The sequence below is a fragment of the Aeromonas sp. RU39B genome (genome assembly GCF_900156095.1).
Lineage (GTDB): Bacteria > Pseudomonadota > Gammaproteobacteria > Enterobacterales > Aeromonadaceae > Aeromonas.
Map to the genome: position 1 here is coordinate 308,676 of NZ_FTMJ01000002.1, position 20,922 is coordinate 329,597.

At 57.0% G+C, this 20,922-nt stretch carries 11 protein-coding genes and 1 pseudogene; 11 read left to right on the forward strand and 1 reads right to left on the reverse strand.

The annotated features are described in order from the left end of the window. Window positions 1-23 precede the first annotated feature (23 nt). Window positions 24-341: a heavy metal-binding domain-containing protein gene (locus BW958_RS04225; protein ID WP_076574478.1), complete on the forward strand. Its 318-nt coding sequence runs from the start codon at window positions 24-26 to the stop codon at window positions 339-341. 147 nt (window positions 342-488) lie between these two features. Here BW958_RS04225 and BW958_RS04230 read toward each other — a convergent pair whose 3' ends face one another. After that, a complete protein-coding gene (locus BW958_RS04230) occupies window positions 489-1,775 on the reverse strand; it encodes a citrate synthase (RefSeq protein ID WP_076574479.1) in 1,287 nt (428 codons plus the stop codon). A gap of 434 nt (window positions 1,776-2,209) precedes the next feature. Here BW958_RS04230 and sdhC point away from each other — a divergent pair, with 434 nt between their 5' ends. The 10 genes and pseudogenes from sdhC (at window position 2,210) to BW958_RS04275 (ending at window position 20,838) form a co-directional block, all read left to right on the forward strand. After that, a complete protein-coding gene (gene sdhC, locus BW958_RS04235; protein ID WP_076574480.1) occupies window positions 2,210-2,608 on the forward strand; it encodes a succinate dehydrogenase cytochrome b556 subunit in 399 nt (132 codons plus the stop codon). Further along, entirely contained in the window at window positions 2,602-2,946 is a 345-nt protein-coding gene (gene sdhD, locus BW958_RS04240; RefSeq protein WP_076574481.1) for a succinate dehydrogenase, hydrophobic membrane anchor protein, read from the forward strand. The genes sdhC and sdhD overlap by 7 nt, the downstream gene beginning before the upstream one ends. Then, complete coding sequence (gene sdhA / locus BW958_RS04245) at window positions 2,943-4,709, forward strand: succinate dehydrogenase flavoprotein subunit (RefSeq protein ID WP_076574482.1); 1,767 nt, start codon at window positions 2,943-2,945, stop codon at window positions 4,707-4,709. The genes sdhD and sdhA overlap by 4 nt, the downstream gene beginning before the upstream one ends. Window positions 4,710-4,726: 17 nt before the next feature. Further along, on the forward strand, window positions 4,727-5,443 hold the full coding sequence (locus BW958_RS04250) for a succinate dehydrogenase iron-sulfur subunit (RefSeq protein ID WP_076574483.1): 717 nt from the start codon (window positions 4,727-4,729) through the stop codon (window positions 5,441-5,443). 104 nt (window positions 5,444-5,547) lie between these two features. Further along, window positions 5,548-8,358 carry a 2-oxoglutarate dehydrogenase E1 component gene (gene sucA, locus BW958_RS04255; protein WP_076574484.1) on the forward strand — a complete coding sequence of 937 codons (2,811 nt, stop codon included), beginning with the start codon at window positions 5,548-5,550 and terminating at the stop codon, window positions 8,356-8,358. Window positions 8,359-8,398: 40 nt separating this feature from the next. Then, window positions 8,399-9,589, forward strand: coding sequence for a 2-oxoglutarate dehydrogenase complex dihydrolipoyllysine-residue succinyltransferase (gene odhB, locus BW958_RS04260; RefSeq protein ID WP_076574485.1), 1,191 nt, complete (start codon window positions 8,399-8,401; stop codon window positions 9,587-9,589). 91 nt (window positions 9,590-9,680) lie between these two features. Then, window positions 9,681-10,850: an ADP-forming succinate--CoA ligase subunit beta gene (gene sucC, locus BW958_RS04265; protein WP_076574486.1), complete on the forward strand. Its 1,170-nt coding sequence runs from the start codon at window positions 9,681-9,683 to the stop codon at window positions 10,848-10,850. Next, window positions 10,851-11,723, forward strand: coding sequence for a succinate--CoA ligase subunit alpha (gene sucD / locus BW958_RS04270; RefSeq protein WP_076574487.1), 873 nt, complete (start codon window positions 10,851-10,853; stop codon window positions 11,721-11,723). A 325-nt stretch (window positions 11,724-12,048) separates the two neighbouring features. Further along, window positions 12,049-12,531 (forward strand): annotated as a pseudogene (locus BW958_RS20775) (retention module-containing protein); the annotation flags it as partial. 57 nt (window positions 12,532-12,588) lie between these two features. After that, window positions 12,589-20,838, forward strand: coding sequence for an immunoglobulin-like domain-containing protein (locus tag BW958_RS04275; RefSeq protein WP_256701822.1), 8,250 nt, complete (start codon window positions 12,589-12,591; stop codon window positions 20,836-20,838). Window positions 20,839-20,922: the final 84 nt, after the last annotated feature.

Genomic DNA, 20,922 nt, shown 5'->3' on the forward strand with positions numbered 1-20,922 from the left:
GTTTCACTCTGGAGAATACCACCATGATTCTGTCTACTACCCCGACCCTGGAAGGCCGTGCCATTCGTGAATACTGCGGTATTGTTGTCGGTGAAGCGATTCTGGGCGCCAACGTATTTAAGGATCTGTTCGCCAATATCCGTGACATCATCGGCGGCCGTTCAGGCGCTTATGAAAAGGAGCTGTCGAAAGCGCGTGAGATCGCCTTTGCCGAGCTCAAAGAACGCGCCGAGGAGTTAGGTGCCAATGCCGTGGTCGGTATCGATCTCGACTATGAAGTTGTCGGTCAAAACGGCAGTATGCTGATGGTCAGTATCAGTGGTACCGCTGTTGTGGTGTGACAGTCCACTGTGTTCAATAGACAGGCTGCCTGCGGGTGGCCTGTTGTTTTTCTAGCATCGGTGTGGTGACAAATTGGGTCTGAAAACAAAAGCAAAGGGCGGTCATTGACCGCCCTTTTGATATTTAGCACATGAATGCCTGTCAGCTTAGCGCTTGTCGAGCGGAATAAATTCGCGCTGGGCTTCGCCGATGTAGAGCTGGCGCGGACGGCCAATCTTGTTATCCGGATCCGAGTGCATTTCGTTCCAGTGGGCAATCCAGCCGATGGTACGAGAGATGGCAAAGATCACGGTGAACATGCTCATCGGAATACCGATCGCCTTCATGATGATCCCGGAGTAGAAGTCCACGTTCGGATAGAGCTTCTTCTCAACAAAGTAGGGATCGGAGAGGGCAATGCGTTCTAGCTCCATGGCAACGTCGAGCAGCGGATCTTTGATCTGCAGCTCTTCGAGCACTTCATGGCAGGTTTCACGCATCACTTGGGCACGCGGGTCATAGTTTTTGTAGACGCGGTGACCAAAGCCCATCAGGCGGAACGAATCGTTCTTGTCCTTGGCACGGGCAATATATTCAGGGATGCGTTCGACCGAGCCGATCTCTTCGAGCATGCGCAGGCACGCTTCGTTGGCGCCGCCGTGTGCCGGGCCCCACAAGGAGGCAATACCCGCCGCGATACAGGCAAAGGGGTTGGCACCTGACGAGCCAGCCAGACGCACGGTCGAGGTGGAAGCGTTTTGCTCGTGATCGGCGTGCAGGGTAAAGATGCGATCCATGGCGCGCTCAACCACAGGGTTGACCACGTACTCTTCGGTCGGCACGGCAAACATCATGTGCAGGAAGTTGCCGGCGTAGGAGAGGGCGTTGCGCGGTTGCATGAAGGGCTGGCCAATCGAGTACTTGTAGCACATGGCCGCCAGGGTCGGCATCTTGGAGAGCAGGCGGAATGCGCAGATCTCGCGGTGCTCCTCGTTATTGATATCCAGAGCGTCGTGGTAGAAGGCGGCCAGCGCACCAACGGTTCCGCACATAACGGCCATTGGGTGCGAGTCGCGGCGAAAACCACGGAAGAAGAAGGCTATTTGTTCATGCACCATGGTGTGACGGGTCACGGTGCGTTTGAATTCGGCAAATTGTGCCTTGGTTGGGGCTTCACCGTACAGGAGGATGTAACACACCTCGAGATAGGTGGCCTCCTTGGCCAGGTTGGCAATCGGGTAGCCGCGGTGCAGCAGGATGCCCTGATCCCCATCAATATAAGTAATGGCCGATTTGCACGAACCCGTGGACATAAAGCCCGGGTCGAAGGTGAAGTAACCGTGTGAACCAAGTTTGCGAACATCAACGACATCAGGTCCCACCGTACCTTCCAAAATAGGCAGTTCGATGGGGTTCTGATCGGGTAGATGCAGGGTGGCTATCTTGTCAGCCATAGCACGTCTCCTTTGCTCTAAGTCTTTAATTTTATTTTTAATGCCAGCACTCACTCTATCCCGAGAGAGGCATGCTGGCAAAGGTTCTGACGCCTTGAAAGGGCATTCGGTTGGCTTAATGCACTATTTGAACCAGAAGCCATTCGAGTTGTCAATTTTGCTCACGATTGGTTAACTCAATGTTAAATCAGTTATGAGATCTGAAGGGTGTTTTTTGTAAAAGTGTGTAGAAGCTTGATTGTCATTGGTTAACAGCGCCGATATACTCCGGCTCGTGGGTGATGGCTGTCGGTGTTTGAAACACTTGTAAAAAAGTGCTGGAACCACGGTCTGCTCCCCAAATCGGGGTCTCACCAGCAATCTGGTCACTTGCAGTGTCAAGGTACCCGTCCGCGCCCAAGTCTGAATCAAGAGAACTATAACTAACGTGCTCAATGGAGCTGAGTGGGCAAGCCGTGAAAAAGAAACAGAGACCGGTCAACCTCGACCTACAGACGATTCGTTTTCCTGCCACTGCCATTGCATCCATCCTGCATCGTATCTCCGGCGTCATTATGTTTGTGGCGCTGTCGATCTTGCTGTGGATGCTGGCCACGTCACTCTCCTCACCGGAGGGATTCGCCCAGGTGACATCCATTTTGGATAACGTCCTGGTGAAACTGGTGATGTGGGGGATCCTGACTGCACTGGCGTACCACATTGTGGGTGGTATTCGTCATCTGCTGATGGATCTGGGTTATGGTGAAGAGCTCGACTCCGGCAATCGCAGTGCCCGTGCGGCATTCGTGATCACCGTGATTCTGGCTGTGCTGGCGGGAGTGCTGGTATGGTAACCAATTCTGCAACCTTCGGGCGCAGTGGGGTGCACGATTTTATTCTGGTCCGTGCCACCGCGCTCATCATGACGTTTTATACCCTCTATCTGGTTGGTTTTATTGCCAGCCACGATGTCACGTACGATGTGTGGGGCGAATTCTTTGCCTCTACCTTCACCCGCGTCTTCACCATGCTGGCCCTGCTGAGTGTGCTGATCCATGCCTGGATCGGACTGTGGCAGGTCTTCACCGATTATGTGAAATCGGCCATGTTGCGCGGCATCCTGCAATTTGCCGTGGTGATCGTATTGCTGGTCTATCTGCTGACCGCCTTTGTCGTGCTGTGGGGGGTATGATGATTCCTGTTCGTGAATTTGATGCGGTCGTAATCGGTGCCGGTGGCGCCGGCATGCGCGCCGCGCTGCAAATTGCCCAGTCGGGCAAAACCTGTGCGCTGCTTTCCAAGGTATTTCCCACTCGCTCGCACACTGTGTCGGCACAAGGCGGCATCACTGTTGCGCTGGGTAATGCCCATGACGACAACTGGCAGTGGCACATGTACGACACCGTCAAGGGCTCCGACTATATCGGTGACCAGGACGCTATCGAGTACATGTGCAAGACCGGCCCCGAAGCCATCTATGAGCTGGAGAACATGGGATTGCCCTTCTCCCGGTTCGATAACGGCACTGTCTATCAGCGTCCGTTTGGTGGTCAGTCCAAAAACTTCGGTGGCGAGCAGGCAGCACGGACGGCGGCAGCGGCCGACCGTACCGGCCACGCTCTGTTGCACACTCTCTATCAACAAAACGTCAAAAACCGCACCACGGTGTTTTCCGAGTGGTATGCCTTGGATCTGGTGAAAAACCAGGATGGCCATGTGGTCGGTTGTACCGCGATCGATATGGAGAGCGGTGACGTGGTCTATTTCAAGGCCAAAGCGACGGTGTTGGCCACCGGTGGTGCTGGCCGGATTTTCCAGTCCACCACCAATGCTCATATCAACACCGGCGACGGCGTCGGTATGGCTCTGCGCGCTGGTGTCGGTGTGCAGGATATGGAGATGTGGCAGTTCCACCCGACCGGCATTGCCGGGGCAGGGGTGCTGGTCACCGAAGGGTGCCGTGGTGAAGGCGGTTACCTGCTCAATAAAGATGGCGAGCGCTTTATGGAGCGTTATGCCCCGAATGCCAAGGATTTGGCGGGTCGTGACGTGGTGGCCCGCTCCATCATGATCGAGATCCGTGAAGGGCGTGGCTGTGATGGTCCCTGGGGCCCGCACATCAAGCTCAAGCTCGATCACTTGGGCAAAGATGTGCTGGAGTCGCGCCTGCCGGGCATTTGCGAGCTGTCGCGTACCTTTGCCCACGTCGACCCGGTTAAAGAGCCAATCCCTATCATTCCAACCTGCCACTACATGATGGGCGGTGTGCCGACCAACGTACACGGCCAATGCCTGATTCAGGACAAAGATGGCAACGATGTACCGGTGACCGGTCTGTTTGCTGTCGGCGAAATTGCCTGTGTATCGGTACATGGCGCGAACCGTCTGGGTGGCAACTCGCTGCTGGATCTGGTGGTGTTTGGCCGCGCGGCTGGACAGTATCTGGTCGATACCCTCGGGCAGATGGAGTTTGGTCGTGACGCCTCGGAATCGGATCTTGATGCGGCACTGGCGCGCTTCAACCGCTGGGAAACCACCCAAAGCGGCGAAGATCCGGTTCAGATCCGCAAGGATTTGCAGCGCTGCATGCAAAACAACTTCTCGGTATTTCGCGAAGGGGCGGCCATGGCCGAGGGGCTGGAGCAACTCAAGGTCATCCGCGAGCGGCTTAAACATGCCCGTCTTGATGACACCTCCAAGGAGTTCAATACCCAGCGTATCGAGTGCCTGGAGCTCGACAATCTGATGGAGACTGCCTTTGCCACGGCGGTTGCGGCCAATTTCCGCACCGAAAGTCGGGGGGCTCATTGCCGTTTTGACTATCCGGACCGGGATGACGAGAAGTGGCTGTGCCACACTCTGTATCACCCTGATACCGAGTCAATGACCACCCGCGGCGTCAATATGGCACCGAAAACCCGTGCAGCCTTCCCACCCAAGGTGCGGACTTACTGATTGCGGAGCAGCTTCAAATGAATGTCACATTCTCGGTCTATCGCTACAACCCGGATATTGATAACGCACCGCACATGAAGGATTATCACCTTGATATTCCTGAAGGTTCCGACATGATGGTGCTCGATGCCCTGATCCTGCTCAAGGAGCAAGATCCCTCCATCGCCTTTCGCCGCTCCTGCCGCGAAGGGGTGTGTGGCTCCGATGGCATCAACATGAATGGGAAAAACGGCCTGGCATGTATCACCCCCCTGTCAGACTTGCTGAAAAAGGGCAGCAAGGTGGTGATTCGTCCCTTGCCGGGATTGCCGGTGATCCGCGATCTCATCATCGACATGACCCAGTTTTATACTCAGTGGGAGAAGGTCAAACCCTTCCTCATCAACAACGATAAGAAACCGCCCGTGCGTGAGCACCTGCAGTCCCCGGAAGAGCGAGCAAAATTGGATGGCCTGTACGAGTGTATTCTCTGTGCCTGCTGCTCCACCTCTTGCCCCTCCTTCTGGTGGAACCCGGACAAGTTCATCGGACCGGCCGGTCTGCTCGCCGCTTATCGCTGGCTGGCAGACAGCCGCGACAGCGCGGCCGCCGAACGGTTAGGTGAACTCGACGACGCTTTCAGTGTGTTCCGTTGCCACGGCATCATGAATTGCGTCAGCGTCTGTCCGAAGGGCCTCAACCCGACCAAAGCCATCGGCCATATCAAGTCGATGCTCTTGAAGCGGGCCGTGTAGCCGGGGCCACAGGCCCGACCTCTGGATAGCCATCCCGAAGGTAGGATGGCTATCTGGCAAACCCTACATGCTGACGACAGTGACAAGAAGTACAAGGGATAGACATGCATAACGGCGTGATGAAGGCCTGGTTGGAGTCATCTCACCTGGCTGGTGCGAATGCAAGCTATATTGAGGATTTGTACGAATCCTATCTTGATAATCCTGACTCCGTAGCCGAGCAGTGGCGAACCCTCTTCGAGGGACTCCCCCAGGTCGATGGCCATGCAGTCGAACAACCCCACTCCCGCGTCAAGGACTATTTCCGTCGCCTCGCCAAGGACACCTCCCGCTTTAGCGCACCGGTGTCTGATCCGGACGTCGATGCCAAACAGGTGCGCGTCCTGCAGCTTATCAACGCTTATCGTTTCCGTGGTCACCAGAATGCCAACCTCGATCCGCTTGGATTATGGCAGCGTGAAACGGTCGCCGAGCTCGATCCTGCATATCACAACCTGCAGGGCGCCGATCTGGACGCCACCTTCAACGTGGGCTCTTACTCCATCGGTCGTGAGACCATGGTGCTTTCCGATTTGCATGCCTCGCTGCGCAAGACCTACTGCGGTCCGATTGGCGCAGACTACATGCACCTGACCTCCACTGAAGAGAAACGCTGGATCCAGCAACGCCTTGAATCCATTGAGGCGCGTGGGACTTACAGCGTGGAAGACAAGGTCCGTTTTCTTGATAACCTGACCGCCGCCGAAGGGTTGGAGCGCTATCTGGGGGCCAAGTTCCCGGGTGCCAAGCGCTTCTCCCTGGAAGGGGGCGATGCCATGATCCCCATGCTCAAGGAGCTGATCCGCCGCGCTGGGGAGCAAGGCTGTAAAGAGGCCGTGATCGGTATGGCCCACCGCGGCCGCCTGAACGTGCTGATTAACGTGCTTGGCAAACAGACGCAGGATCTGTTTGACGAGTTTGCCGGTAAACACGGCGAATCGTGGGGCACGGGTGATGTGAAGTACCACATGGGCTTCTCGTCAGATTTCGCAACCGCTGGGGGCAATGTGCACCTGGCGCTGGCGTTTAACCCGTCGCACCTGGAAATCGTTAATCCGGTGGTGATTGGCTCGGTGCGTGCGCGCATGGATCGTCATGGTGACAAGGACGGTAGCACCGTGTTGCCCATCACCATCCACGGTGACTCGGCGATTGCCGGTCAAGGTGTGGTGGCCGAAACCTTCAACATGTCGCAAACCCGTGCCTATGGGGTGGGCGGCACAGTGCGCATCGTCATCAATAACCAGGTGGGATTTACCACCTCAAACCAGCGTGACGTGCGCTCTACCGAATATTGCACCGACATTGCCAAGGCGGTACAGGCACCCGTGCTGCACGTCAACGGTGATGATCCCGAAGCCGTGGTGCTGGTGACCCAGATTGCGCTCGATTACCGCAACACCTTCAAGCGTGATGTGCTCATCGAGCTGGTTTGCTATCGCCGTCATGGTCACAACGAGGCTGATGAGCCGAGTGCCACCCAGCCTTTGATGTACCAAAAGATCAAGCAGCATCCGACGCCGCGCAAGATCTACGCCGATCAACTGGTCGCTGAAGGGGCTATCTCTCAGGAGAAAGCCACCGAGCTGGTCAACGAATACCGCGAAGCGCTGGATCGTGGCGAGCGGGTGGTCAAAGAGTGGCGTCCGATGACCCAGCATTCGGTCGACTGGTCGCCCTATCTTGGCCATGAGTGGGACATGGAGTTTGAAGGCCGCGTCCCGATGGAAAAACTGCGCAGTCTTGGCGAGCGGGTGTCTCAATACCCGGCTTCCCATACCCTGCAGCGCCAGGTCGAGAAGATCTACGAAGATCGCCGCGCCATGATCGCCGGTGACAAGCTGCTGGATTGGGGGTTTGCCGAAACGCTGGCCTACGCCACCTTGGTTGATGCCGGCTCACGAGTGCGCATTACCGGCCAGGATTCCGGCCGTGGCACCTTCTTCCACCGCCATGCCGTGCTGCACAGCCAAAACGATGCCAGCACCTATACACCGCTTTGCAATATTCACGACAAGCAAGGGCCGTTTGAAGTCTATGACTCGGTGCTCTCTGAAGAGTCAGTGCTGGCCTTTGAATACGGCTATGCCTCGGCTGAGCCGGCCGGTCTGACCATTTGGGAAGCCCAGTTTGGTGACTTTGCCAACGGTGCACAGGTGGTGATCGACCAGTTTCTCTCATCCGGTGAGCAGAAGTGGGGACGGATGTGCGGTCTGACCCTGTTGCTGCCGCACGGCTATGAAGGGCAGGGGCCGGAGCACTCCTCGGCACGCCTTGAGCGCTATCTGCAGCTGTGCGCCCAGCACAACATGCAGGTGTTGGTGCCTTCCACCCCGGCGCAGGTATTCCACATGCTGCGTCGCCAAGTGGTGCGCCCGATGCGTCGCCCGCTGGTGGTGATGTCGCCCAAGTCGCTGCTGCGTCACCCGCAAGCGGTCAGCCCGCTCGAAGAGCTGGCTAATGGTCGCTTCTACAACGCCATCGGTGAGATTGATGAACTCGATCCGAAGGGCGTCAAGCGGGTGGTCTTCTGCTCGGGCAAGGTTTACTACGATCTGCTGGAAGCCCGTCGCAAGGCTGAGCAGAAGGACGTGGCCATCGTGCGTATCGAGCAGCTCTATCCGTTCCCCGAGGCGGAAGTGCGCGCCATTTTGGCTGATTACTCGCACGTCACTGATTATGTGTGGTGTCAGGAAGAGCCGAAGAACCAGGGCGCCTGGTATTGCACCCGTCACCACTACGATGACGTGTTGCCTGCCGGTGCCACACTCAGTTATGCCGGACGTCCCGCCTCAGCATCGCCGGCGGTGGGGTATATGTCGGTGCACCTCAAGCAGCAAAAGGCACTGGTTGAAGATGCCCTGACCCTTGCTTGAACAGAGCCACAGGAACAAGAAGTAAAAGGAACTCAGCGAGATGACTATCGAGATTAAGGTCCCCGACTTACCGGAATCCGTGGCGGATGCCACCGTGGCCACCTGGCACAAGAAACCGGGCGATGTGGTTGCCCGTGATGAGGTGCTGGTTGATATCGAAACCGACAAGGTGGTACTGGAAGTGCCGGCGCCTGACGCCGGTATTCTGGACGAGATCATTGCTGCCGAAGGCGCAACCGTGCTGGCCCGCCAGCTGATTGCCCGTCTCAAGCCTGCCGCCGTGGCCGGTGAAGAGACCCGTGACAAACCGGTTGAGGCAGTCGCTGCCGAAGAGAGCAGCGATCTGAGCCCGTCGGTGCGCCGTCTGGTGGCCGAGCACGGGATTGACGTGAGCAAGCTCTCTGGCAGTGGCAAAGGTGGCCGAGTCACCAAAGAAGACGTGGAAGCCTACATCAAGGGCGCCGGGAAACCGGCTCCGGTGGCTGCCGCAGCAGCGCCGGTTGCCACCGCCTCCGTGGCCCCGTTGGCGGGTCGCAGTGAGAAGCGGGTGCCGATGACCCGCCTGCGCAAGCGTATTGCCGAGCGTCTGCTCGAAGCCAAGAATACCACCGCCATGCTGACCACCTTCAACGAGGTGAACATGGGCCCGATCATGGCCCTGCGCAAACAGTACGGCGAGATCTTCGAGAAAAAGCACGGCATCAAGCTTGGCTTCATGTCGTTCTATGTGAAGGCCGTGGTTGAGGCGCTCAAGCGCTACCCCGAGGTCAATGCATCGCTCGATGGCGATGACATCGTCTATCACAACTATTTCGACGTGAGCATTGCGGTGTCTACCCCGCGCGGCCTGGTTACTCCGGTGCTGCGTGATGCCGACTTGCTGAGCCTCGCTGACATCGAGAAGGTGATCAAGGAGCTGGCAGGTAAGGGGCGTGACGGCAAGCTGACCGTTGATGAGCTTACCGGCGGCAACTTCACCATCACCAACGGTGGGGTGTTTGGCTCGCTGATGTCGACCCCAATCATCAACCCGCCGCAAAGCGCCATTCTGGGGATGCACAAGATCCAGGATCGCCCGATGGCGGTGGATGGCAAGGTGGAAATCCTGCCGATGATGTATCTGGCACTCTCTTATGATCACCGCCTGGTTGATGGCCGCGAGTCGGTTGGCTTCCTGGTGACCATCAAGGAGCTGTTGGAAGATCCGACCCGGCTGCTGCTGGACGTCTGACCCTAATCATAATAAGGGGCCGTTAAGGCCCCCCTTGCCGGGGCTTTGAGAAACACTCCGGCGTATACCAACAAACACGGATAGAGCATCTATGAATCTGCATGAATATCAGGCAAAGCAACTGTTTGCCGAATACGGACTGCCGGTATCAGAGGGCTATGCCTGTGCCTCGGCACAGGAAGCAGCGGAAGCGGCAGACAAGATTGGTGGCAACAAGTGGGTGGTCAAATGCCAGGTGCATGCCGGTGGCCGCGGCAAGGCCGGTGGCGTGAAAGTTGCCAGCAACAAAGATGAGATCCGTGCCTTCGCCCAGCAGTGGCTTGGCAAACGTCTGGTGACCTATCAAACCGACGCTAACGGCCAGCCGGTCTCGCGTATTCTGGTGGAATCGTGCACCAACATCGCCAAAGAGCTCTACCTTGGCGCCGTCGTGGATCGTGGCAGCCGCCGCGTGGTCTTTATGGCCTCCACCGAAGGCGGTGTCGAGATTGAGAAAGTGGCCCATGAAACGCCCCATCTCATTCATAAAGCGGCCCTGGACCCGCTGGTGGGGCCGCAGCCTTATCAGGCGCGTGAGCTGGCCTTCAAGCTGGGCCTTAACGGCGAGCAGATGAAGCAGTTCACCAAGATTTTCATGGGATTGGGTCAGATGTTCGTCGATTACGATCTGGCTCTGCTTGAAATCAACCCGCTGGTGATCACTGCCGAAGGCAATCTGCATTGCTTGGATGGCAAGATTAACATCGACTCCAACGCCCTCTATCGTCAGCCCAAGCTGCGCGATATGCATGATCCGACCCAGGACGACCCGCGCGAAGCGCATGCCGCTCAGTGGGAGCTTAACTATGTGGCGCTCGATGGCAACATCGGCTGCATGGTGAACGGTGCGGGCCTGGCGATGGGCACCATGGACATTGTTAACCTGCACGGCGGCAAGCCGGCCAACTTCCTTGACGTGGGCGGTGGTGCGACCAAAGAGCGGGTGACTGAGGCGTTTAAAATCATCCTCTCTGACAGCAATGTGCAGGCTGTGCTGGTCAATATCTTCGGCGGTATCGTGCGCTGCGACATGATTGCCGAAGGGATCATTGGCGCGGTCAAAGAGGTGGGCGTCAAGGTGCCCGTCGTGGTTCGTCTGGAAGGGAATAACGCCGATCTGGGCGCACAAAAGCTGGCCGAGAGTGGCCTCAATATCATCGCGGCCAACAGTCTGACCGATGCCGCGCAGCAAGTGGTTAAAGCAGCAGCGGAGGCGAAGTAAATGAGCGTACTGATCAACAAGGATACCAAGGTGATCTGCCAGGGTTTCACCGGCGGTCAGGGCACCTTCCACTCCGAGCAGGCGCTGGCTTACGGAACCCAGCTGGTCGGCGGCGTCTCTCCGGGCAAGGGCGGCACCACTCACTTGGGTCTGCCGGTGTTCAATACCGTGCGTGATGCGGTAGACGCCACGGGCGCGACAGCGTCGGTTATCTACGTGCCGGCTCCGTTTTGCAAAGATGCCATCCTCGAAGCCATCGATGCCGGCATCACGCTGATTGTCACCATCACCGAAGGCATTCCGACACTGGACATGCTGGATGTGAAGGTGAAGCTGCAGGAGAGCGGTGTGCGTATGATCGGCCCTAACTGTCCGGGCGTGATCACGCCGGGTGAGTGCAAGATTGGCATCATGCCGGGCCATATCCATAAGCCGGGCAAGGTGGGCATTGTGTCGCGCTCTGGCACCCTGACTTACGAAGCGGTCAAGCAGACTACTGACGAAGGGTTTGGTCAGTCTACCTGCGTCGGTATCGGCGGCGACCCGATCCCGGGCTCCAACTTCATCGATATCCTCGAGATGTTCCAAAACGATCCGCAGACCGAAGCGATCGTGATGATCGGCGAGATCGGCGGTAACGCCGAAGAAGATGCGGCGGCCTATATCAAGGCCCACGTGACCAAGCCGGTCGTCTCCTATATCGCAGGTGTCACCGCACCGCCCGGTAAGCGGATGGGCCATGCCGGCGCCATCATCTCCGGTGGCAAGGGGACCGCTGCCGAGAAATTTGCCGCACTGGAAGATGCAGGGGTGAAGACCGTGCGCTCCCTCGCTGACATCGGCAAGGCGCTGCGTGAAGTGACAGGTTGGTAACACTTGTCACACCACCTAGGGCGGGGAGATCAAGGCGTTGTTATAAACGCAACGACGATTTATCTCCCTATCTAATTGCTAGGGCCCTGCTGGGCCCTTCTTTATTTCAGCTAGGTGAGAGTCTGCTTCCAGATCAAGCTGATAGGGTGGCATGAAAATCTAAAACTGTTTTTTTTGTTGTTTCAGTTGTCCGCATGTCAACTCCAGCCATATTTCACGTTAGCCTGAGACCCTATCTGCTTAAACACTGAGCAAGGTACCTGATGAGTCACATTCCGTAGAATTAATGACTCATTGAATTGTTATATACAGGTAGCTTGCAACCATGCTGCGTCTCATCACCCTGGAGCACAATGTCTCCATCACTAAATTGTCCGGAAAAGCCTTTATTGTCAGTGATGACGGAGAGAAAAGATTACTCAGGGTGGGAGAGGTTTTGCACAAGGGCGCACATATCGCCATCAACCAAGGCGCCATTTTTGAAACTGAAATTCTGGCACCTCATCACACTATTACTGCTGAACACACCCTGTTAGCGTCAGGAGCAGACGCAAGCCGTTACTTAGAAAACCATCCAAAATATGGTCAGACTGAGAATAATTCGCAGCATGCTGCGACGGAAACTGGCCAATCTAAGGAGATTGCGGAGCTTCAGCATCTGGTTCTTGAGGGATTAGACCCAACCAAAATCCTGATGACGGCATCAGGTGGCCAAGACAGTCAACATTCCAGTAGCCGTGGAGAAAGCAACAGCGGCGCTGTTTTGGTTGAGATGCACCTTGATCAGACTATTGCTGAAGCCGGGTTTGATACAACTCATCACGTGCAGCAAGCAATTACAGAGCGAGTACATCAAGGCGACACTATGCCGATGGTGGATGCAACCTTGACGCTCAGTGCTGAGAGCAGTGTCGCCGAGGGTGGAGTTATTCACTTTATCGCAACCGTTGATAACCCCGTGTGGGGCAGCGATCTGCAGGTGCTACTCAGCAATGGCCTCACCCTAGTCATACCTGTTGGCCAAACCACCGGTACTATCACCAGCGCAGCCCCCACGGATGATGTCTATCTCGATGCAAGCCACCAGTTGACTACCATCACTGGCACTCAGGGCGGGGCGTTCGCCCGTCTGGGTTTGCCTTCGCACGGTATTGAAACCGAGATCCCCGATACGATAGATCCCACTCACGTGTCACTGAGTGCCACACCGAGCGTGAACGAAGGGGACCGTATTACCTATAGCGCGACGCTGGACCATGCCGCGCAAGGTCCGGTGACGGTGACGCTCGACAACGGGCAGACCATCACCATTGCCGATGGACAGCAAACCGGCAGTGTCAGTGTGACGGCGGGGAATGATGTGTATGTGGGCCAGCCGTCGGTGTCGGCACATATCACCACCGCGACGGGCGGCAACTTCGAGCACCTGGTGGTGAACAGTGCCCCGGCGGAGACACGGATTGATGACAGTATCGACACCACCACGGTGTCACTGAGTGCCACGCCGAGCGTGAACGAAGGGGACCGTATTACCTATACCGCGACGCTGAACCATGCAGCGCAAGGCCCGGTGACGGTGACGCTCGACAACGGGCAGACCATCACCATTGCCGATGGACTGCAAACCGGCAGTGTCAGTGTGACGGCGGGGAATGATGTGTATGTGGGCCAGCCGTCGGTGTCGGCACACATCACCAGCGCGACAGGCGGCAACTTCGAGCACCTGGTGGTAAACAGTGCCCCGGCGGAGACCCGGATTGGCGATCGTATCGACACCACCCAACTGACGTTGAAGGCGACACTGGCCGTGGCCGAAGGAGGCAGTGTGACCTACACCGCCAGCCTGACCGAGGTTGCTCGTACCGATATGCAGGTAACGCTGTCAAATGGTCATAGCCTAACGATTGCGGCGGGTAGCAGCAGTGGCAGCGTCAGCGTGCCAGTGCCGGATGATGTTTATCACAATCCGCATTTGCTATCAGTGACACTCACCGATGCCCAAGGTGGAGACTTCGAGGCACTGCACCTGGATCGTACACCCGCGGTGAGCCAGGTCGTGGAGACCCTGGATCCGACCCGGGTGAGTTTGAACACCATGACGCCCTCGGTGGCGGAAGGCCATGAAGCCATCATCACAGCCAGCTTGACCCATGAAGCGCACAGCCCGGTCTCGGTGCTGCTGAGTAATGGTATGACGCTGACGATCCCGACGGGCGCGAGCTCAGTGAACATGCCGCTGTTGGCGGGTGGTGAAGATGTCTACCTGGATGCAGGGACACTGAGTCTGACCATTGCCCAGGCCAGCGGAGGTAATTTTGAGCACCTGGTGGTCGATCCGCAGCCGGTTACGGTGCAGGTCAGCGACACCATCGACACGACCACCGTGTCACTGAGTGCCACACCGAGCGTGAACGAAGGGGACCGTATTACCTATAGCGCGACGCTGGACCATGCCGCGCAAGGTCCGGTGACGGTGACGCTCGACAACGGGCAGACCATCACCATTGCCGATGGACAGCAAACCGGCAGTGTCAGTGTGACGGCGGGGAATGATGTGTATGTGGGCCAGCCGTCGGTGTCGGCACACATCACCAGCGCGACAGGCGGCAACTTCGAGCACCTGGTGGTAAACAGTGCCCCGGCGGAGACCCGGATTGGCGATCGTATCGACACCACCCAACTGACGTTGAAGGCGGCACTGGCCGTGGCCGAGGGAGGCAGTGTGACCTACACCGCCAGCTTAACTCATGTGGCTCGTACCGACGTGCAGGTGACACTGTCTAACGGTCATAGTCTAACGATTGCGGCGGGCAGCAGCAGTGGCAGTGTCAGCGTGCCGGTGCCGGATGACGTCTATCACAATCCCCATCTGCTGTCGGTGGCAGTGACCGATGCCCGGGGAGGTGACTTTGAAGAACTGCAGGTGAGTTCTGCGCCGGCGGTGAGTCAGGTGGTAGAGACTATTGACCCCACCCGGGTGAGTCTGAGTACCACGACGCCCACGGTGGCGGAAGGCCATGAAGCCATCATCACAGCCAGTTTGACCCATGAAGCGCACAGTCCGGTCTCGGTACTGCTGAGTAATGGTATGACGCTGATCATTCCGGCCGGCTCGAGTTCGGTGAACATCCCACTGTTGGCGGGGGGTGAAGACGTCTACCTGGATGCAGGGACACTGAGTCTGACCATTGCCCAGGCCAGCGGAGGTAATTTTGAGCACCTGGTGGTCGATCCGCAGCCGGTTACTGTACAGGTTAGCGATACCATCGATACCACCACGGTGTCACTGAGTGCCACGCCGAGCGTGAACGAAGGGGACAGTATCACCTATAGCGCGACGCTGGACCATGCCGCGCAAGGTCCGGTGACGGTGACGCTCGACAACGGGCAGACCATCACCATTGCCGATGGACAGCAAACCGGCAGTGTCAGTGTGACGGCGGGGAATGATGTGTATGTGGGCCAGCCGTCGGTGTCGGCACACATCACCACCGCGACAGGGGGCAACTTCGAGCACCTGGTGGTGAACAGTGCCCCGGCGGAGACCCGGATTGGCGATAAGGTTGACATCACCACCGCCACCCTGACGGCAGACAAGGGCGCGCTGACGGAGGCGGGGGGGACGATTGTTTACACCGCGATGCTGGGCAACCCCGGTCGGGGCGAGACCACGGTACACACGGTGTTGGGCGATATCACCATCGCGAGCGGGCAGACCAGCGGGACGCTGACTCACGTTGTGGCAGCCGGTGAGGATGTGTATGTCGATCCGGGTGTGGTCAGCAATGCCATCACCCGCGTGACCGGTGGCGACTTTGAGCAGGTCAAGGCGGACACCACGCCAGTGACCACGGCCATCACCGATACCACCGACCCTACGACCGTCGCCCTGACGGCAGACAAGAGCACACTGACGGAGGCGGGGGGGGCGATCGTCTATACCGCGACCCTGAGCCACGAGAGCCATGGTGTGACCATGGTTCATACCCAGCTGGGCGATATCACTATTGCTGATGGAGATCGCAGCGGCACGCTGACTCATACCGTACCGACCGGTGAGGATGTCTACCTTGATCCGAGTTCGGTCAGCAATGCGATAACCGGTGCAGAGGGCGGCCATTTTGAGCAGCTGGTGCCTGATACCACACCGGTGACCACAACGATTACCGATACCATCGATACCACCACGATTAGACTGACCGCCCCGAGCTCGGTGGTAGAAGGCCGTACCATCACCTATACCGCACAGGTTGATCATCCGGTAACGGGTAGTGATCTGGTACTGACGCTCAGTAATGGTCAACAGCTCACCATCCCGGTGGGGGCGAGCACTGGATCTCTGGATGTGGCAACGCGACCGGCAGATGTACTGGCACAGGGTGATCGCGAGGTCGAGCTATCTATCTCTGGTACTCAGGGGGGGAACTATGAGCGGCTGGATAGCAGTGCTCATGTGTCGACCACGGTGACGGATAGCGCGTTACCGGTCCAAGTGACGCTCACTGGCTCTGCGGGGGTGAAGGAAGGCGGTGTAGTGACCTGGATAGCGCAGGTGGACCATGCGCCAGCGACGCCGTTGCTCCTCACACTGGATAATGGCTCGGAGATCACGATCAAAGCCGGAGAGTTGACCGGTAGTGTCGAGGTCAAGGTGCATCCGGATACGGTCTATGTGGATGCTGGCACCGTAAACGCCGCCATTACTGCATACACCGGAGGGGGTTACTCCCATCTCGAGTTGCCGAGTGGCTCCAGCACGGTGAGCGTCGGCGACACCATCGACACGACCACAGTGTCACTGAGTGCCACACCGAGCGTGAACGAAGGGGACAGTATTACCTATACCGCGACGCTGGACCATGCAGCGCAAGGCCCGGTGACGGTGACACTCGACAACGGCCAGACCATCACCATTGCCGATGGACAGCAAACCGGCAGTGTCAGTGTGACGGCGGGGAATGATGTGTATGTGGGCCAGCCGTCGGTGTCGGCACACATTACCGCTGCGACGGGCGGTAATTTCGAGCACCTGGTGGTGAACAGTACCCCGGCGGAGACCCGGATTGGCGATAAGGTTGACATCACCACCGCCACCCTGACGGCAGACAAGAGCACGTTGACGGAGGCGGGTGGGTCGATTGTTTACACCGCGACGCTGGGCCATCCCGGCCGGGGCGAGACCACGGTACACACGGTATTGGGCGATATCACCATCGCGAGCGGGCAGACCAGCGGTACGCTGACTCACGTGGTCGCTGACGGCGAGGATGTGTATGTCGATCCGGGTGTGGTCAGCAATGCCATCACCCGCGTGACCGGTGGTGACTTTGAGCAGGTCAAGGCAGACTCCACGCCGGTAAACACGACCATCACCGATACCATCGATACCACCAGCGTGACCCTGACAGGGACCTCTGGGGTGAAAGAAGGGGGCGATATTACCTGGACTGTAACACTCGGTGCGCCAGCACACGGGGAGGTGACGGTCCAGCTCGACAATGGCAAGACGGTGGTGATTGCTGACGGACAAACATCCGGTCAGGTTATTACCATGGCACCGGATGATCTCTTATCTGGCGGCTCTCATGTGACTGCCAGTGTGGTCTCTGCCATGGGAGGCAGCTTTGAGAAGCTGGCTATCGGGGCCACGGCTACTGTATCGGTGGTAGATAATGCTTCTCCAGTCTATGCCCGGTTAGTCAATGTCTCCGGTACAGTGACAGAAGGTGACACCCTGCAACACCGTGTCGAGTTGATCGATAGCAATGGTCATCTCGTGCAGGTGCCAACGGGAGGAGCCGTCACTGTTGCTTTGACTTATGGCCCACAAACCACGTCACCAAGCGATTTTAGTGCGGCATTGATGACGACAGTGACCATACCTGCCGGCCAGAGCAGTGCAGTGATAGAAAACCAGAGTGTGGTGGACTCGCTGTACGAAGGGCGCGAAGGTTATACGCTGACCATTAGCGGGGTAACGGACACTGCTCATAGCTTTGAGTCGTTGGGGGTTGCTAGCGGTACTGGTGCTGCCGTGGATGGTGTGATTACTGATGCGGATTCAGCTCCGGTATTGTCGGTTTCGAGTGCTCAGGTGATCGAAGGTGGTGATCTTATGTTCACCGTTAGCCGCAACGGGGATGCCCAAGCAGCGCAAAGCGTGAAGTTTGCGACATTGGATGGTTCCGCCAATAGTTCGGATTACACCGCAGCCAGCGGGTCGCTCACCTTTAATCCGGGTGAAATGAGCAAGACTGTGACGGTGCACACCACAGCAGATACCCTGTTTGAGGGCAATGAGAACCTGTATCTCACGCTGTCCCAACCCAACTTTGGGTCTGTGGCGCAGGGTAAGGCGATGGGCACCATTATCGATGATGATAGTGCTCCCAGAGTGGCGTCTATCTCGTCGCCGTCTGTAACAGAGGGTCAGTCGCTGGTCTTTGATGTGACGCTGACCAATGCGGCTTCCTCGCTGCAGAGGCTGGCCTTTTCTCTTGGCGGTGGTAGTGCGGGTATTGAAGATTACGGTAAGCCGGTGTTTTCCAACGGGGTGGTCTTGGACCACGGTCATCTGGAGGTACCTGCTGGTATGACCCATTTCTCCGTGACTTTGCCCACCACCGATGATCTGTTGACCGAGCCTACCGAAACTGTGGTGCTGACTATTGGTGGTGTGACGGGAGCTGGCTCTATTCTCGACAACGACGCAGCACCCACTTATACACTGCCGAGCTCACTCGCAGCGGATGAAGATACCCCAAAGGCAGTCCGTGGGATCCAGGTGGCAGACCGCGACAGCACCCATCTGTCAACCACACTCAGTGTTTTGCATGGCACACTCCTGGTAACGGCCGGGCATGCCACTGTGCATGGTAACCATGGGCAGAGTCTGACGATAAGTGGCACGGCTGCAGATATTAATGCAGCACTGGCGACCCTGATCTACACCGGCAAACCCGATTACCACGGCGCGGACACGCTGCAAGTCGAGACCAGTGATGGCGACCACTACGCCACTGGCTCGATACCGATCACGGTTGCATCGGTGGCCGATATAGTGGCGGACTCTTTACATGTTGATGAAGATGCATCGCTTAGTTTTAATCCATTAACTGGCCTGGGCGGCGCATCGGCAGATAACTTTGAAGATAGCGCTCGCCAAGTGACCGGTCATACCAATCCTTCCCACGGCACGCTGACAATTGGCAAGGATGGCGAGGCGCATTACACGCCGGTAACCAATTACTATGGCACAGACAGTTTTACCTACACTGTCAGTGCCGGTGGCAGCACTGAAACCGCAACCGTCACCATTGATGTGAAACCCATCAATGATGCACCTACTTCACCCGAAATCGTGCAGGTTTCAGGTAACGAAGATACGACACTACTTCTAACTTGGGACAATTTCAAAATCAGTGATGTAGACGGTGGCAAGTCGCCAGGCATCAAGATAGGCAGCCTGCCTGCTGACGGTAAGCTGGAGTTTACTGTCGATGGCCAGCATTGGAAGGCTGTTACCGTTGGGCAGGTGATCACCAAGGATATGATGGATGCTGGTCATTTCCACTTTTTGCCAGACGCTAATGAGGCGGGGGATGATGGTTATCACCAGTCTGGGGTGGGTAATATGAAAGACGATTATGCTCAGTTTAATTTCACACCCGTCGACGGTGAGCCGATCAATGGCGAGGGCAAGCTTGCCCATATGCATATCGACATTAGGCCCGAAGTTGATGCTCCACGATTAGCTGTGCACGTGAGTGGGGTGACTCATGAACATGGCCGTACCATTATCGAGATGCATCAGAGTCATGGACTCCAGGGCATCACCATTGCGGATGGCCAGGTTGATTTTGGCCAGAATGCTAAAGTCTGGCATTTGTCAGACATTCAAGGCCAAGGCGGTAATGTTCACGGCACGTCCGACAAATCGGATGTTTTCGTGCTAACCGATGCCAGTGGTGCTATTCGTCCCGAGATGGCTGGAGCCGTGCATAGTTTGGATGGCGCTGGTGATAAGATCGATAGCCCTCAGGATTATATCTATCTGGCCGGCCCCCAGAGTCGATATGACATTAGCTACAGTGCCAATCATGTCAACACGGCTGGTGGTGGTATGGATAATCTATTTATCACCGACACAAGGACCCACCAGACCGTCAGTGTTGGCAACAATATCGAGAACATTATCTTCGGTGATACCCAAGGGCTGATTGGCGGACACGGGCTGATCAGTGCCTCTGGCGCCACCGCATCTACGCGGGTAGAGCCGGGCGTTGATCACTATACCCTGCAGCTTACTGCCGCATTGGTTGACACCGATGGCAGTGAACAGATTTCGGATATTACCTTTAACGGTTTACCGGATGGCAGCACGCTCAATCTGGGGCATCATGGAACGGTTGCAGGAAGCTGGGTCATTACTCATCAGGAGCTTGCGCAAGGCCATCTTGAGTTGACTGTGAAAGAGGGTCAGTCGATTGATGGTATCAACGTAGCTGTTACATCCACCGAGGTTGACGGTGAGCATGCGACATCGACATTAGCGCTTGCCAGAGGCGCTCATGTGTCGGTTAGTCACGATGCTGTCCATGAGGTGCCGGTGGAGAGTGTGGTGCTGCAAGCTGCCCATCATGTTGATGCAGCTCCGGCGCCTGATCATCCGCTGCAGCTTGGCGATCTGATCTCAGGGCAACACGAGCAGGGGCTGTTTGCCGAGTACTCTGGTCAGAGTCACGAACAGGTGCCTCCTGCTGTAAACCCAGTGGATGCCAAGTGGCATATCATGGAACCAACCCCTAATGAGGTGGGCATTTTAGCTAATGCCCATGATGTGGGACATCAGTTGGATGTGTCGACTCATCCAACCAGTCACGCTGGTGCTGATAAAGGGTTGGTACTGGGCGTGCATGATCTGCTTGATGATCACCATCAAGGAAGTGTGTCTTCGTTATTGGGAGGCGATCATCATGAACCAGTGGCCAGTGCCAAGCCTCTCACAAGTTCCGCGCCGCTAGCGCATGGGATGGATTTACCAGGTGCCGCAGATCTGCTCAATCAGGTCGTCCATGAGCTGGTAAATCATCATCTGACGGTGAGCCATCCCTAGGTATATAAGGCCGAGGCGCAATCCTCAGATGTTGTGAGCCGAATGGCAAAAGGCGGGAGCACTCCCGCCTTTTGCTTTTTTCGG